13 protein-coding genes are annotated in these 15,230 nt (G+C 61.1%); 11 read left to right on the top strand and 2 right to left on the bottom strand.

Going from position 1 to position 15,230, the window contains the following annotated elements; all coding sequences use genetic code 11:
• Positions 1-328: 328 nt before the first annotated feature.
• Positions 329-1,234, top strand: a complete 906-nt coding sequence (locus JH25_RS24170; protein ID WP_032876200.1) for a hypothetical protein — start codon at positions 329-331, stop codon at positions 1,232-1,234.
• Between the two features lie 101 nt (positions 1,235-1,335).
• Here the strand turns inward: JH25_RS24170 and JH25_RS24175 are convergent, their stop codons facing one another.
• The gene (locus JH25_RS24175; protein WP_032876199.1) at positions 1,336-2,571 is read right to left on the bottom strand and encodes a multidrug effflux MFS transporter; all 1,236 of its coding nucleotides are present in this window, start codon (positions 2,569-2,571) and stop codon (positions 1,336-1,338) included.
• A 92-nt stretch (positions 2,572-2,663) separates the two neighbouring features.
• Here JH25_RS24175 and pdxR point away from each other — a divergent pair, with 92 nt between their 5' ends.
• Positions 2,664-4,076, top strand: a complete 1,413-nt coding sequence (gene pdxR / locus JH25_RS24180) for a MocR-like pyridoxine biosynthesis transcription factor PdxR (RefSeq protein ID WP_032876196.1) — start codon at positions 2,664-2,666, stop codon at positions 4,074-4,076.
• 7 nt (positions 4,077-4,083) lie between these two features.
• On the opposite strand, the gene JH25_RS24185 is transcribed toward pdxR, so the two are convergent.
• The gene (locus tag JH25_RS24185; RefSeq protein WP_032876193.1) at positions 4,084-4,992 is read right to left on the bottom strand and encodes a MurR/RpiR family transcriptional regulator; all 909 of its coding nucleotides are present in this window, start codon (positions 4,990-4,992) and stop codon (positions 4,084-4,086) included.
• A gap of 284 nt (positions 4,993-5,276) precedes the next feature.
• On the opposite strand from JH25_RS24185, the gene JH25_RS24190 reads away from it, so the two are divergent.
• The 9 genes from JH25_RS24190 to JH25_RS24225 all read left to right on the top strand — a co-directional run bounded on the left by JH25_RS24190 (position 5,277) and on the right by JH25_RS24225 (position 15,202).
• Positions 5,277-7,214 carry a bifunctional 5-dehydro-2-deoxygluconokinase/5-dehydro-2-deoxyphosphogluconate aldolase gene (locus JH25_RS24190; protein ID WP_032876190.1) on the top strand — a complete coding sequence of 646 codons (1,938 nt, stop codon included), beginning with the start codon at positions 5,277-5,279 and terminating at the stop codon, positions 7,212-7,214.
• An 83-nt stretch (positions 7,215-7,297) separates the two neighbouring features.
• Entirely contained in the window at positions 7,298-8,185 is an 888-nt protein-coding gene (gene iolE, locus JH25_RS24195) for a myo-inosose-2 dehydratase (protein ID WP_032876187.1), read from the top strand.
• Positions 8,186-8,188: 3 nt separating this feature from the next.
• Positions 8,189-8,977 (top strand): 5-deoxy-glucuronate isomerase, encoded by a 789-nt coding sequence (gene iolB / locus JH25_RS24200; RefSeq protein ID WP_005787728.1) that lies wholly within the window; start codon positions 8,189-8,191, stop codon positions 8,975-8,977.
• Positions 8,978-9,003: 26 nt separating this feature from the next.
• Complete coding sequence (locus JH25_RS24205; protein WP_032876183.1) at positions 9,004-9,819, top strand: TIM barrel protein; 816 nt, start codon at positions 9,004-9,006, stop codon at positions 9,817-9,819.
• A 10-nt stretch (positions 9,820-9,829) separates the two neighbouring features.
• Positions 9,830-11,761, top strand: coding sequence for a 3D-(3,5/4)-trihydroxycyclohexane-1,2-dione acylhydrolase (decyclizing) (gene iolD, locus JH25_RS24210; RefSeq protein ID WP_032876180.1), 1,932 nt, complete (start codon positions 9,830-9,832; stop codon positions 11,759-11,761).
• A 19-nt stretch (positions 11,762-11,780) separates the two neighbouring features.
• Complete coding sequence (locus JH25_RS24215) at positions 11,781-12,791, top strand: Gfo/Idh/MocA family protein (RefSeq protein ID WP_032876177.1); 1,011 nt, start codon at positions 11,781-11,783, stop codon at positions 12,789-12,791.
• A 94-nt stretch (positions 12,792-12,885) separates the two neighbouring features.
• Positions 12,886-13,914, top strand: coding sequence for a Gfo/Idh/MocA family protein (locus JH25_RS24220; protein WP_032876174.1), 1,029 nt, complete (start codon positions 12,886-12,888; stop codon positions 13,912-13,914).
• Between the two features lie 126 nt (positions 13,915-14,040).
• On the top strand, positions 14,041-14,217 hold the full coding sequence (locus JH25_RS28540) for a hypothetical protein (protein WP_005787736.1): 177 nt from the start codon (positions 14,041-14,043) through the stop codon (positions 14,215-14,217).
• Between the two features lie 49 nt (positions 14,218-14,266).
• Entirely contained in the window at positions 14,267-15,202 is a 936-nt protein-coding gene (locus JH25_RS24225; RefSeq protein ID WP_032876172.1) for a sugar ABC transporter substrate-binding protein, read from the top strand.
• The last annotated feature ends 28 nt before the right edge of the window (positions 15,203-15,230 follow it).

Here is a 15,230-nt window from a genome sequence, read left to right as displayed (position 1 = left end):
TTCCTAAATAAAACTTCATCTTGGCAAAACTGCCACCTGTTCATGACTGGCACGAATCGATGTGGGAGGGGGCTTGCTCCCGATAGCGGTGTCTCAGGCAAGAGTTTGTTGACTGACACAGTGCTATCGGGAGCAAGCCCCCTCCCACATGAATGCATATCGCCCGCCCTTAACGGCCGTTTCTTGCAACTTGCATGACTTAAGTAAGTTCAATTTAATTAACTTATTGAAATACAAGGAATTTAAATTATTTGCCGACTGGCATGGTGCCTGCACTGTCCCTTTTGAGACTTGTAACACTATTTTTCATGCCTGGAGCAAAACAACAATGATCACATCCTCATCCGCGCTGCAAGAGTCAAGCACGCTCTCCGGGGTTTCCTGGGGGGCGATCTTCGCCGGGGCCGCTGCGGCGGCTGCGCTGTCACTGATTCTGGTGCTGCTGGGCTTCGGCCTGGGCTTTTCGGCGGTGTCGCCGTGGGCCGATAGCGGTATCAGTGCCAAGGGCCTTGGCATTTCCACGATTGTCTGGCTGGCCTTTACCCAGATCGTTGCTTCGGGCCTGGGTGGCTACATCGCCGGCCGCTTGCGGGTGAAGTGGGCCAACATGCATGGCGATGAAGTGTACTTTCGCGATACCGCCCATGGTTTCCTGGCGTGGGCCGTGGCCACATTGATCACGGCAATGCTGGTGGTCGGTTCGGTCAGCAGTGTCGTCAGTGGTGGTGTGAAAGCCGGTGCCAGCGTTGCGTCGGGCGCCGCCAGTGGCTTGACCCAAGCAGCCGGTAGCGCAGCCAAAGGTGCCGACAGCGGCGACTTCGGCTACTACGTCGACAGCCTGTTCCGCGATGACCGCCCAGCCGGGGTCAGCGACGATGCGGCCCATGCCGTGGTCGGCCGTATCTTCGCCCGGACCCTGAGCAATGACGGTCAACTGGCCGCCGAAGACCGTGCCTACCTGGCCCAGTTGATCACCCAGCGCACCAACCTCAGCCAGGCCGATGCCGAAGCGCGTATCGATAAAGTGTACGGAGATGCCCGTAAAGCCATCGAAGACGCCAAGCTCAAAGCCAAGCAGGCCGCCGAGACCGCCGCGAAAGTGGCTGCCTATACCTCGTTGTGGACCTTCGTGGCGCTGTTGATCGGTGCATTCTTCGCCAGCTTCGCTGCCACCTTCGGCGGTCGCCGCCGGGATGCCGTGGTGTACGTCGAAACCGAAAACTACGTTCGTTAATTCAAGGCCCATTCATTTAAGGAAAGCATCATGCGCTCATTACTGCTGTGGTTCCTCGGCGTGCCGATTCCGGTGATCATTCTGATCGCGATCTTCATGCACTAAACCCGGGCCTGGCTCGGTAAAGGGTGGGAAGGGCTTTGCTCCTTCCCACTTTTCGTTTTGCGCAACGTCAGCCAACTGATGACCAGCAAGGTGCTGGCCAGCGATGTCATGATTACCAACGGTTGTGCAGTGCCATCCGATAGCAGCCCGGTGGCCCAACTGCTCACAGCCGTCACAAACATCTGAATAAAAAAGAACAACCCCGACGCCGTACCGGCAATCGCGCCGTAGGGCTGCAACACCGACAACTGGCAGGCGGGCATCGTCAGCCCCACCGACACCATGATCACCACCATCGGCAACACAATCGCCAGCCAATCCTGCGCCAGCAGTGTCGTGGCCGTCGCAAGCAGTACGCTGCCCAGCACATTCAGGCCGATGGCGAAGCTGATCAAGCGGTCTGCCTCGAACCGCGCTACCAGGCGGCGGAACAGGTTGGCGCCGAACATATAGCCACTGATCGTTGCGGCAAATACCAGGGCGTAGGCGCTCGGCGATAAATCAAAGCCGCGTTGCAGCAACGCCGAAGACTCGCTGATAAACGGAAAATAGGTGCTGTACACGCAGCCGATCGCCAAGGCATAACGCAGGAAATAGCGGTCGCGCAGCAGTTGGCCGTAGATGCTCAGCAAGTGGGTGGGTGGCGCGGCGGCCACTTGTGGCGGACGGGTTTCCGGCAGGCGGCGCTGGACCACCAGGCACAACAGGCTGCCAATCACCGCCAGCAAAACAAACAAACCCCGCCAACCCAAGAGGGGCAACAGCACGCTGCCAAGCACCGGCGCGGCCATGGGCGAGACCGCCATTGCCATGGAGATCAACCCCAGCAAGCGCGCCTGCTCCTGTGGGGCAAAATAGTCGCGCACGATCACCCGGCCTATTACCGTGGTGCAACACCCGCCAAGGGCCTGGAACAGCCGCGCAATGATCAATACCCTCAGGCTGTCGGCCAGTGCGCAGGTGAGGGTTGCCAGTACATACATCGTCAACCCGGCCAGCAACACCGGACGCCGGCCGAAGCGGTCGGTAAGCGGGCCGCTGACCAGCAAGGAAATCGCCGATCCGAGGGTGTAGAGCGTCAGTACCAGCTGCAGTTGGCTATCGGAGGTCTGGAAGTAGTCGGCCATAGCGGGCAGGGCGGGCAAGTGCAGGTCCAGGGTGAGGCGCGGCAAGCCCACCAGGACCGTCAGCAGCGTTAGCCAGAACCAGGGAGCGAGAATGCGTTGCGTCATGGGCGGTTACTTCGCGAGGGGTAGAGCCCGGACTCTAGCGGCGTTGTGGTTTAATCCGCAGAACCACTTGTGCATGGAAGGACTGGACCACTATGAGCCGAGGAAAAGCCGCCTCCAACCTTGACTTGCCGCGCCCGGACAACTTGGGCGAGGGTAAACAGCAGGGCGCCTATGAGGCTTTGCGGGGGGCGATCCTGACTCGGCAGTTGCCGGCCGACAGCCGTTTGCCATCGACCCGCAGCCTGGCCGAGCGCTGGCAGGTTTCGCGCGGCACCCTTGAGGTCGTGTTCGACCGCTTGCACAGCGAAGGCTATGTGCAGCGCGTGGCGGGCTCTGGCACGCGGGTGCGCGCGGTGATTCCCGAGCAATTTATTGCGGCCCCGGCGTCAAAACAAATGCTGCGCCGCCCGGTTGACCCCGACCCACCCCACGCCGGGGTACAGAGCCATGTGCCCTTTGTCGCACGGCGCCCGGATGCCGGCCTGTTCGACCTGAAAGCCTGGGCGCGTTGCGTCGCCCGTGGGTTGTTGGCCGCAGGCCCTGGTGTACTGGAGGCCGCGCATCCTGGTGGGCTGCCGGCCCTGCGTGAGCACATTGCGGATTACTTGCGCAGTTATCGCGGCATGCACTGCGAGGCGGATGAAGTGATTGTCACCACGGGTATTCGTCATGGCCTTGACCTGATCGCCCGCACGCTGCTCCAACCGGGTGACCTGGCCTGCGTCGAGGACCCCGGCTACACCCCGGCGCGGCGTCTGTTCAAGCTGGCCGGCGCACAGGTGCAGTCGATCCCGGTCACCGCCGAAGGGCTCGATACCGCTCAGTTGCCCGCACACGCACAACTGGTGTATGTGACCCCCGCGCACCAGGCCCCGCTGGGCGTGACCCTGTCGGTGTCGCACCGCCTGGCATTGCTGGACTGGGCAAATCGAGCGGATGCCTGGGTGGTCGAAGACGACTACGACAGCGAGTACAACTACAACAGCGCACCCTTGGCCGCGCTCAAGTCCCTGGATGCGAACGACCGCGTGCTCTACTGCGGCAGCTTCAACAAGAACCTGTTTCCAGGGTTGCGAGTCGGTTTCATGGTGGTGCCCAAAACCCTGCGTCCGTCACTGCTGCGCACCTTGCAACTGACCGGGCATTCGGTGGGCGCCAGCGATCAGTCGGGCCTGGTGGACTTTCTTGGCAGCGGTGCGTTTGTGCGGCATTTGCGCGCTTCGCGTCAGGCCTATCAGGCGCGGCGTGATGCCCTGCTCGCCTGTCTCCCGCCGGACGTCACGGTCACTGGCGAGCAGGCCGGGCTGCATTTTGTGCTGTGGTTACCGGCAGGGGTGCCAGAGGCGGATTTCTGCGCCCGTGCCGCCGACGCCGGGCTGAGTTTGCAGCCACTGGGCAAGTTTTGTGTCGATGTAACGTTGCCGCCCGCCGTGATTGTCGGCTACACCGCATTGACCCTCGCGCAGATCCGCTTCCACGGCCGGGCTCTGGCGCAATTGCTGTAGGAGCGCGTCAGTCGTCGAACCCGACCTGCTCATGAATTTCATCCACCTTCAATTCCAACCGATAGGCCACCGCAATAAACAACGCCTGGCACAGGCACAAGGTGGCGCTCAGCGAGCGAAAGGCAAACGATGAGCCTTCATTGACCAACAGCACCGCATTCGCGCGCTTGGCCAGCGGCGACAGGTTGCTGTCGGTGATGATCAAGGTCTTGGCCTGGTGATGCTGGGCAATGCGCAGGCAGTGCTGGGTCTCTTTGCCGTAGGGCGTAAAACTGATGGCAATCACCAGGTCATTGGCGCGCACGCTGCGCATCTGCTCGCGATAACTGCCGCCTAGCCCCGAGATCAGGTGGATGCGCTTGTTGGTGTGCTGCAGGTTGTAGACCAGGTAGTCGGCCACGGCAAAGGAACGGCGCACACCGACCACATAGATGTTGTCGGCATTGACCACCAGGTCCACGGCTTTCTCGAAGGCCGCATCGTCCAGTTCCAGGCCCAGGCGTTCGATGCCGGACAGGGTGGCGTTGACACACTCACGCGCCAGGTCGCCGCCGCTGGCTTTCTGCGACTTGTTGGCGATCATGCTGCGGATGCGCTGCTGGTAGTTCTGCACCGGTGTGGTCTTGTGGGTATAGGCCTCGCGAAACAGCGCCTGCATTTCACTGAAACCGCTGAAGCCGAAACGCTGGGAAAACCGCACGATGGCCGAGGGGTGCACTTCGCATTCACGGGCGATGTCACTGATGCGATCGACCATGATCCGGTCGCTCTGCTGGCTCATGTAACTGGCGATGCGCTTGAGCTGGCGCGGCAGGCTTTCGTATTCGTCGGTGATCAGCTGCAACAGGCGTTCGGCATTGATCGGAGGGCTGGCGACAGTTGCTTCCAGGGTGGTCTCGGGATCGGTGCGGGACATGGGCAATCCTTCTGGCGTGTTCGTCTGATGCGCTGATGGGTGGTGCAAGTCTACAGGGTAGGCGCAAAAAAATACCTCGGCATCACGGCCCGCGTGGCCTGCTGAAACGATGCACGGGCGCTGGCGTGCCGCTATGCTGACGTATTGGAAAATATATTCCACTAAAAATAATTATGGAATAAATATTGATTGCCGCCGTCGGACGTTCTAGTCTGCTCCCACCAAGAGCGTTTGCCGCCACTACGGCGGCACAACGCAGGCTGATAAAAATAACAGGAGCCAGCATGGGCCAGACTCGTTTTGCCAGTGGGCGTCAATTGGATCTGATTTGCCTGGGGCGCCTGGGCGTCGACCTCTACGCGCAGCAAGTGGGTGCGCGGCTTGAGGATGTGTCCAGCTTTGCCAAATACCTCGGCGGTTCCTCCGCCAACATCGCCTTCGGCACTGCCCGGCTGGGGCTCAAGTCGGCGATGCTGAGCCGGGTGGGCGACGACCATATGGGCCGTTTTCTGATCGAATCCCTGGCCCGCGAAGGTTGCGATGTCAGCGGCATCAAGGTCGACCCCGAACGCCTCACCGCCCTGGTGCTGCTGGGTCTCAAAGACCGTGAAACCTTTCCCCTGGTGTTCTACCGCGAAAACTGCGCCGACATGGCCCTGCGCGCCGAAGACATCAGCGAAGCCTTTGTTGCATCGAGCAAGGCGCTGCTGATCACCGGCACGCATTTCTCCACCGACGGTGTGTACAAGGCCAGCATTCAGGCGCTGGATTACGCAGCCAAACACAACGTCAAACGGGTGCTGGATATCGACTACCGCCCTGTGCTGTGGGGCTTGGCGGGCAAGGCCGATGGCGAAACCCGTTTTGTTGCCGACCAGAATGTCAGCCAGCATGTGCAGAAAATCCTGGCGCGTTTCGACCTGATCGTCGGCACTGAAGAAGAATTCCTCATCGCCGGTGGTAGTGAAGACCTGCTCACCGCCCTGCGCACGGTGCGCGAACTGACGGCCGCCACCCTGGTGGTCAAGCTCGGCCCGCAAGGCTGCACGGTGATCCACGGCGAGATCCCTGCGCGGTTGGAGGATGGGGCGATCTATCCCGGTGTGCGCGTTGAAGTGCTTAATGTGCTGGGTGCTGGCGATGCCTTCATGTCAGGCTTTCTCAGTGGCTGGCTCAACGACGCCAGCGACGAGCGTTGCAGCCAGTTGGCCAATGCCTGTGGCGGCCTGGTGGTCTCGCGGCACGCCTGTGCGCCGGCCATGCCCACGCCCGCCGAACTCGATTACCTGTTCAACAGCCCGGTGCCGATCACCCGTCCCGATCAGGATGCGACCCTGCAGCGCCTGCACCGCGTCACGGTGCCGCGCAAGGCTTGGAAGCAACTGTTCGTGTTTGCCTTCGATCACCGCTGGCAGCTGGTGGACCTGGCGCAAAAAGGCGGCCAGGACTTGACGCGAATCAGCGCCATCAAGCAGCTGTTTATCCAGGCCATCGAACGTGTGGAGACCAAGCTCGCCGAGCAGGGCATCGAGGCCGACGTGGGCCTGCTTGCCGATCAGCGTTTTGGCCAGGATGCCCTCAATGCCGCCAGCGGCCGAGGCTGGTGGATTGCCCGCCCGGTCGAAGTGCAGAACTCACGGCCTCTGGCGTTCGAACACGGTCGCTCGGTGGGCAGCAACCTGATTGCCTGGCCCCAGGAACAGATCATCAAATGCCTGGTGCAATTTCACCCCGATGACGAACCTATGCTGCGCCTGGAACAGGAGGCGCAGCTCAAGGCGGTGTATGAGGCGTCCATCGTCAGCGGCCATGAACTGCTGCTGGAAGTCATCCCGCCCAAGGATCACCCCTCCACTTATCCCGACGTTTTGTATCGCAGCCTCAAGCGCCTGTACAACTTGGGTATCTACCCGGCCTGGTGGAAGATCGAAGCGCAGTCGGCCGCCGACTGGAAAAAGCTCGACGAACTGATCCAGGAGCGCGACCCATACTGCCGTGGCGTGGTGCTGCTTGGCCTGAACGCGTCGGCTGAATGTCTTGCCGACGGTTTTCAGCAAGCCCGCCTGAGCACCACCTGCCGCGGATTTGCCGTCGGCCGCACGATCTTCCAGGAGCCGAGCCGGGCGTGGATGGCGGGGGAGATCGATGATGAGACCTTGATCCAGCAGGTACAGGCTACCTTCGAACAACTCATCAACGCCTGGCGCAGTGCTCGAAATTGAATTAGGTCAAATGTGGGAGGGGGCTTGCCCCCTCCCACATAGAGCAGATCTCAGTGATACCTGAAAATAATAAAGGTGCAGCCATGCCCGCAATCCGAATTGGCATCAACCCGATCTCCTGGAGCAACGACGACCTCCCGGCCCTTGGCGGTGAAACCCCGCTGAGCACGGCCCTGAGTGAAGGCAAGGACATCGGCTACGAAGGTTTTGAACTCAATGGCAAGTTTCCCAAGGATGCCAAGGGCGTCGGCGACGTGCTGCGTCCCTATGATCTGGCGCTGGTCTCGGGCTGGTACTCCAGCCGCCTGGCCCGTCGTTCGGTGGCCGAGGAGATCGAGGCCATTGCCGGCCATGTCGAACTGCTCAAACAAAACGGCGCCAACGTACTGGTATACGGCGAAGTCGCCGATTCGATCCAGGGTTCACGCATTCGCCTGATAGAACGTCCGCGTTTTCATAGCGAACAGGCCTGGCAGGCGTACGCCGACAAGCTCACCGAGCTGGCGCGTTTCACCTTGTCTCAAGGCGTGCGCCTGGCCTACCACCACCATATGGGCGCCTACGTCGAGTCTCCCGAAGACATTGACCAGTTGATGAAACGCACGGGGCCGGAAGTCGGCCTGCTGTTCGATTCGGGCCACTGCTACATGGGCGGCGGCGAACCCATCGAGGTGTTGCGCAAGCACATCGACCGCGTTTGCCATGTGCATTTCAAGGACGTGCGCAAACCCGTGGTGCAATTGGCGCGCAATCAGATGTGGAGTTTTCCCGATTGCATCGTCAACGGCACTTTCACCGTGCCAGGGGACGGCGATATCGACTTTGCGTCGTTACTGGACGTGCTGCTCGCTGCGAACTACGCAGGCTGGCTGGTGGTGGAAGCCGAGCAGGACCCGGCCGTGGCGCCCAGTTATATCTACGCGAAAAAGGGCTATGACACCTTGCGTGCGCTTCTCGACGAGAGGGTTTGAGTGATGAGCTTGTTGGTCAAAAGCAGCAAACGCGGGCAAACCATGGTTGCCCTGGAGGCGGGGCGCCTGGAGTACGTAGGCTTCGCCGCTTACCGCTTGAGCCTGGGCGAAACCTTGCCGGTCAGCGCGGGCGATCAGGAGCTGTGCCTGGTGCTGCTCAGCGGTCGGGTGAATATCGAAGGCGAAGGCTTCAATTGGCAGAACCTGGGTGATCGCCAGTCGGTGTTCGAAGACAAATCACCGTTCGCCGCCTATTTGCCGCCGGGCACCGACGCCCAGGTCACGGCCCTGAGCGATGTACAGATCGCCGTGTGTGCGGCGCCGGGTGCGGCGGGTTTTGCCCCGCGCCTGATCCGCCCCGAGCAGTGCAAACGCAGTGTGCGCGGCAAAGGCGCCAACACCCGCTACGTCTGCGACATCCTGCCCGACAGCGAGCCGGCCCATTCGCTGCTGGTGGTGGAAGTGCGCACACCGTCGGGGCATTCCTCAAGTTACCCGCCGCACAAACACGATACCGATGACCTGCCGCACCAGAGCTTTCTGGAAGAAACCTACTACCACCAGGTCAATCCACCCCAGGGCTTTGTGTTCCAGCGCGTGTACACCGACGACCGCAGCATCGACCAGGCCATGGCCGTGGAAAACAGCGACCTGGTGGTGGTGCCCAAGGGATATCACCCGGTCAGCGTGCCGTATGGCTACGAGTCTTATTACCTCAATGTCATGGCCGGCCCCAAGCGCGCCTGGCATTTCCATAACGACCCGCAGCACAGTTGGCTGCTGGACCTTTAAACGGTTTTGGACGGAGAACAACAACAATGAAGTCGCCGCTACGTTTTGCCCTTAACCGTATGGTCGCGCCTGACTTGCCCCTGGCGGATTTTATCCAGCTGGCCAAAGCCCTCCAGTGCGATGCCATCGAGATTCGCAACGACCTCAAAAACCGCGAAATCGAATACGGCATGTCCGCCGCCCGCGTGCGTGAGTTGTGCGCGGCGCAGGGCATCAAGGTGCTGTCGATCAACGCGCTGTACCCTTTTGATGTGTGGAACGACGAACGCCGCGCTCAGGCAATCGAACTGGCCACCTACGCCCGTGAGTGCGGGGCCCAGGGCCTGGTGATGTGCCCGTTCAATCAGCCTGGCGATACGCGTAACGACGCGCAGCGCGCCGCTGGTTTGCGCACCGCGTTGAGCGAACTGGGATTGATCCTGCGTGAGTACGGGATTCTCGGTTTCATCGAACCCCTGGGCTTCGCAGTATCCGCCCTGCGCCGCAAGCGCGTGGCAGTGGATGCAATCAAGGCCATCGGTGGCCTGGATGTGTTTCGTGTGGTGCATGACACCTTTCACCATCATTTGGCCGGCGAGCATGAGTTCTTCCCGGAGCTGACCGGGCTGGTGCATATCTCCGGGGTGGAAGACCACGAGGCGCCGCTTGACTCAATCCGCGACGGCCACCGCGTGCTGGTGGGCGAGGACGATATTCTCGGGAATGCGGCGCAGATCGACACCTTGCTGAGCACCGGCTACAGCGGCTATCTGTCGTTCGAGCCGTTTGCCGAAAGCGTGCATGGATTGGCGGATATCCGGCAGGCGTTGGGGGCAAGCATCGCCCACCTGCAAAAACGATAAGGGGCGCGACATGAGCACCACACGATTGACCATGGCCCAGGCCTTGGTGAAGTTTCTGGATAACCAATACATCGAAGTCGACGGCGTACAGAGCAAGTTCGTTGCCGGGGTGTTCACTATTTTCGGGCATGGCAATGTGTTGGGCCTTGGCCAGGCGCTTGAGCAGGACAGCGGCGACCTGGTGGTGCACCAGGGCCGCAACGAACAAGGCATGGCCCATGCCGCCATCGGGTTTGCCAAGCAGCACCTGCGCCGCAAGATCTATGCGTGCACGGCCTCGGTGGGGCCTGGCGCTGCGAATATGCTCACTGCCGCAGCCACCGCCACGGCCAACCGCATACCGCTGCTGCTGTTGCCCGGCGATGTCTACGCCAGCCGCCAGCCCGACCCGGTGCTGCAGCAGATCGAGCAGTTCCACGACCTGAGCATCAGCACCAACGACGCGTTCCGCGCCGTGAGCAAATACTGGGACCGCATCAACCGCCCCGAACAGTTGATGACGGCGGCGATCCACGCCATGCGCGTGCTCACCGACCCTGCCGAAACCGGCGCGGTGACATTGGCGTTGCCCCAGGATGTGCAGGCCGAGGCCTGGGACTATCCCGACTACTTCCTGCAAAAGCGCGTGCACCGTATCGACCGGCGCCCGGCCACCGCCGCGATGATCGGCGATGCGCTGGCGGCGTTTCGCGGCAAGCGCAAACCGCTGATCATTTGTGGCGGCGGGGTGAAGTACTCCGGCGCCAATGCGGCGCTGCAAGCCTTTGCCGAGCGCTTTGAGATTCCCTTTGCCGAAACACAGGCCGGTAAAAGCGCGGTGGTCTCCAGCCATGCACTGAACGTCGGCGGCATCGGCGAAACCGGCTGCCTGGCGGCGAACCTGCTGGCCCCCGAGGCGGACCTGATCATCGGCATCGGCACGCGGTATACCGACTTCACGACCTCGTCGAAATCGCTGTTCAAGCACCCCGAGGTGACTTTTCTCAACCTCAATGTCAGCACCTGCGACGCGTTGAAGCTGGACGGTGTGCAAGTGGTGGCGGATGCCAGAGTCGCGCTTGAAGCGCTGGCCGATGCCCTCGGCGATTACCGTTCCGGCTGGGGCGAGCAGATCGCTGACGCCAAGGCGCAACTGAATGCCGAAGTGGATCGCGTGTACCAGGTGCAATACTCAGACGATGATTTCGTGCCGGAAGTTGACGACCTTCTGGACCGCGCCGTACTGCGCGAGTTTATCGAGCTGACCGGCTCCTGCCTGACCCAAAGCCGCGTACTGGGCGTGCTCAACCAGGCGCTGGCCGACGATGCGATCATCGTCGCCGCCGCCGGCAGCCTGCCCGGGGACTTGCAGCGCGCCTGGCGCAGCAAGGGCGTCAATACCTATCACGTCGAATACGGCTATTCGTGCATGGGCTACGAGATCAATGCCGCCTTGGGCGTGAAGCTCGCCGAGCCGACCAAAGAGGTCTACGCCCTGGTCGGTGACGGCTCCTACATGATGCTGCACTCGGAGCTGGCCACTTCGATCCAGGAACGGCGCAAGATCAACGTGGTGCTGCTCGACAACATGGCCTTCGGTTGCATCAACAACCTGCAAATCGGCAATGGCATGGACAGCTTCGGCACCGAGTTTCGCTTCCGCAACCCCGAGAGCGGCAAGCTCGACGGCGGCCTGGTGCCGGTGGATTTCGCCATGAGTGCGGCGGCCTATGGTTGCAAGACCTACAAGGTCAGCACGCTAGAGCAGCTGGAAGCGGCCCTGGCCGATGCGCGCACGCAAACCGTCTCGACGCTGATCGATATCAAAGTGCTGCCCAAGACCATGGTCCACGGCTACCTGTCGTGGTGGCGGGTAGGTGTGGCGCAGGTGTCCACCAGTGAACGCACGAATGCAGCGGCAAAAAAACTCAATGAACACCTGGCCAAGGCCCGGCAGTACTAATAACAAGAGGAGTGTTTACATGTCTTTGAAGCTTGGAGTGATTGGTACGGGCGCCATTGGCCGGGACCATATCCGTCGTTGCAGCCAGACCTTGCTCAACAGCCAGGTGGTGGCGGTCACTGATATCAACCTTGCGCAGGCCGCGCAGGTGGTGGCGGACTTGAAGCTGGACGCCGAGGTGTACCCGGACGGCCATGCGCTGATCAACTCGCCAGAGGTCGAAGCCATCCTTGTGACGTCGTGGGGGCCGAGCCACGAAGAGTTCGTGCTGGCCGCCATCGCCGCCGGCAAACCGGTGTTCTGTGAAAAACCCCTGGCGGTCACCGCGCAAGGCTGCCGCAAGATCGTCGAGGCCGAAGTGGCCTGCGGTAAGCGCCTGGTGCAGGTGGGCTTCATGCGTCCGTATGACGAAGGCTATCGGGCCTTGAAAGCTGTGATCGACAGCGGCCAGATCGGCGAGCCGTTGATGCTGCACTGCGCGCACCGTAACCCGACGGTGGGCGAGAATTACAACACCGACATGGCGATCACCGACACCCTGATCCACGAACTGGACGTGCTGCGTTGGTTGCTCAATGACGACTATGTGTCCGTGCAGGTGGTCTTCCCGCGCAAGACCAGCAAGGCCCTGGCCCACCTGCGCGACCCGCAGATCGTGCTGCTGGAAACCGCCAAGGGCACGCGTATCGACGTGGAGGTATTTGTGAACTGCCAATACGGCTACGACATCCAGTGCGAAGTGGTGGGGGAGACCGGCATCGCCAAGTTGCCGGAGCCGTCCCAGGTGCAACTGCGCAGCGGTGCGAAGCTGTCCAATGCGATCCTGATGGATTGGAAGGATCGCTTTATCGGTGCCTATGACGTGGAGTTGCAGGCGTTTATCGACAGCGTGCGGGCTGGGCAGGTCGGTGGGCCGTCGGCGTGGGATGGGTATGCGGCGGCGGTGGCGGCGGATGCGTGTATTGAAGCCCAGGGCAGCGGGCAGATTGTGCAGGTGAGCTTGCCGGATCGCCCACACTTCTACGGCTGATCCCAATCTCACAGGTGGAACCTGGTCAATGTGGGAGGGGGCAAGCCCCCTCCCACATTTGAACAGTGTTTGCACTTCAAAGCAGGAGTGAATCATGCGAATTGGACTAGTCGGCTATGGCCACGGAGGGCGCTTCTTTCATGCGCCGCTGATTGCGACGTTGCCTGGTGCGACGTTTGTGGGCGTTGTCACACGCTCGCCGGAGCGTCGCCAGCAATTAAGTACCGATCTACCAGGCGTGAAGGCCTTCGACTCCATCGGCCAGATCGTCGAAGCCGGCGTCGACGCCCTGGTGATTTCCACCACCCTCAAAGGTCGCCCAGCGTTGGTACTGGAAGCCATCGAACACGGCGTGGCGGTGGTCAGCGACAAACCCTTTGCGGCCAACGCCGAACAAGCCCAAGCCCTGATCACTGCCGCCGAGCGCCAGGGCTCGCTGCTCAGCGTCTACCAGAATCGGCGCTGGGATTCGGATTACCTGACTCTGCGCAAACTCATCGATGCCGGTGCCCTGGGCACCATCACCCGCTTTGAATCTCGTGTAGAACGCTACAGCCCACAAGCCGTGGGCAATGCCAGCGGCGGCGGGTGGCTGCGTGACCTGGGCAGCCACTTGGTCGATCAGGCGCTGCAACTGTTCGGCCCGGTGGACCGAGTGTTCGCCCAACTGCACTACACCCCTGAACACCCCAGCGTGGATCACGGCTTTTTTGTTTCCCTGAGCCACGCCAACGGCGTGATTTCACACCTGTGGGGCAACGCCTTGCAGAACAGCCAGGCGCCGCGCTTTCGTGTCAGTGGAACCTTGGGTTGCTACACCGTCGAAGGGTTGGATGGCCAGGAAGAAGCGCTGATCGCCGGTAAATCGCCGAAGACCGAAGGCGAGCACTGGGGCGCGGAGGAGCATCGACGCTGGGGCTGGTTCGAACAAGGCTCGGAGCGTGAGCGGGTGCCGTCGGAAAAGGGCTGCTGGACACAGTTCTATCGCCAGTTGCAGTTGGCCGTGCAAGGGCAGGGACCGCTGCCGGTGAGCGCCTATGACGCGCTGGAAACCACCCGTATATTGGACGCCGCACGCCTGGGCGCCGAGCGCCAGCAAGTGGTTTCGACAAAAATAGAATAAAATTCTAAAACAGGTTGATATGGAAATTATTTTCTAATACAGTCGTTTCCAGGTTGCATAAAGTACGTCCCGGACCCAGCGGGCGACTCAACAAAAACAAGATCAAAAACAACCAGGTACCGTCAGATGAAAATCTTCAACGCTGTACTTCGAGTTTTACGCCCCGCCCAAGCGCCACGCGGACTGCCCCGCGCCCGGCCGTTCTACTTCTCCTTCCTTAACGTGCTGTGCGTCGAAAACCAGGGCGCGCTGGTGTGCTGCATTCCAGGGGCGCCAGTGGTGCGACTGACAGCCGAGTCCTGATAAACGCAACGTCGAAAAAAACCAACAAGAAAGTGGAGACAGACCGTTCATGAAGACCCCGATCCGTTTTACCGCGCTGGCCCTGTCCATGCTGCTGGCCAGTGGCGTTGCCGGCGCCGCCGATCTGAAGGTGGGCGTCACGATGTCTGCGTTCGATGACACCTTCCTCACCTACCTGCGCGAAGACATGGACAAGCAAGCCAAGTCCTACCCCAAGGGCGATGGCGTGCAATTGCAGTTTGAAGACGCGCGGGCCGATGTGGTCAAGCAATTGAGCCAGGTCGAGAACTTTATCAGCCAGAAAGTCGACGCCATTATCGTCAACCCGGTCGATACCGCTTCGACCAAGAACATCATTGCGGCTGCGACCAAGGCGGGCATTCCGCTGGTGTTCGTCAACCGTCGCCCGGACCAGAAAGACTTGCCCAAGGACGTGGTGGCAGTGACCTCCGATGACGTCGAGGCCGGGCGCCTGCAAATGCAATACATCGCCGAAAAACTCGGCGGCAAGGGCAAGATCGTGATCCTGCTGGGTGACCTGGCGAACAACTCCACCACCAACCGCACCAAGGGTGTCAAGGAAGTGCTGGCCAAGTACCCGGACATCAAGATCGAGCAGGAGCAGACCGGCGCCTGGCTGCGTGACCGGGGCATGACCCTGGTCAACGACTGGTTGACCCAGGGGCGTGATTTCAATGCGGTGCTGGCCAACAACGATGAGATGGCGATCGGGGCGTCCATGGCCCTGCGATCGGCCGGCAAGGAAAAAGGCAGCGTGCTGATTGCCGGTGTTGACGGTACGCCGGATGGCTTGAACGCGATCACCAAGGGTGACATGGCCGCCTCGGCGTTCCAGGACGCCAAGGGCCAAGCGGTGGGTTCCGTGGAAGCGGCGCGCAAGATGGCCAAAAAAGAGCCGGTGGAGCAGAACGTGGTGATCCCGTTCCAGTTGATCACCCCGGACAACGTCAAAGACTTCAAGTAGCCCTGACACAACAACAATAAGCCGGCAG

The organism is Pseudomonas sp. BRG-100 (genome assembly GCF_000737955.1).
Taxonomy (GTDB): Bacteria; Pseudomonadota; Gammaproteobacteria; order Pseudomonadales; family Pseudomonadaceae; genus Aquipseudomonas; species Aquipseudomonas synxantha_A.
This window is presented reverse-complemented; position numbering and strand designations above follow the sequence as displayed.

Bases quoted from the DNA above. Each gene is read 5' to 3' on its own strand.
- JH25_RS24225 (WP_032876172.1), top strand. From the start codon at position 14,267: ATGAAGACCCCGATCCGTTTTACCGCGCTGGCCCTGTCCATGCTGCTG.
- JH25_RS24190 (WP_032876190.1), top strand. From the start codon at position 5,277: ATGGGCCAGACTCGTTTTGCCAGTGGGCGTCAATTGGATCTGATTTGC.
- JH25_RS24205 (WP_032876183.1), top strand. From the start codon at position 9,004: ATGAAGTCGCCGCTACGTTTTGCCCTTAACCGTATGGTCGCGCCTGAC.
- JH25_RS24185 (WP_032876193.1), bottom strand. From the start codon at position 4,992: ATGTCCCGCACCGATCCCGAGACCACCCTGGAAGCAACTGTCGCCAGC.
- iolB (WP_005787728.1), top strand. From the start codon at position 8,189: ATGAGCTTGTTGGTCAAAAGCAGCAAACGCGGGCAAACCATGGTTGCC.
- iolD (WP_032876180.1), top strand. From the start codon at position 9,830: ATGAGCACCACACGATTGACCATGGCCCAGGCCTTGGTGAAGTTTCTG.
- iolE (WP_032876187.1), top strand. From the start codon at position 7,298: ATGCCCGCAATCCGAATTGGCATCAACCCGATCTCCTGGAGCAACGAC.
- JH25_RS24175 (WP_032876199.1), bottom strand. From the start codon at position 2,571: ATGACGCAACGCATTCTCGCTCCCTGGTTCTGGCTAACGCTGCTGACG.
- JH25_RS28540 (WP_005787736.1), top strand. From the start codon at position 14,041: ATGAAAATCTTCAACGCTGTACTTCGAGTTTTACGCCCCGCCCAAGCG.
- JH25_RS24215 (WP_032876177.1), top strand. From the start codon at position 11,781: ATGTCTTTGAAGCTTGGAGTGATTGGTACGGGCGCCATTGGCCGGGAC.
- JH25_RS24220 (WP_032876174.1), top strand. From the start codon at position 12,886: ATGCGAATTGGACTAGTCGGCTATGGCCACGGAGGGCGCTTCTTTCAT.
- JH25_RS24170 (WP_032876200.1), top strand. From the start codon at position 329: ATGATCACATCCTCATCCGCGCTGCAAGAGTCAAGCACGCTCTCCGGG.
- pdxR (WP_032876196.1), top strand. From the start codon at position 2,664: ATGAGCCGAGGAAAAGCCGCCTCCAACCTTGACTTGCCGCGCCCGGAC.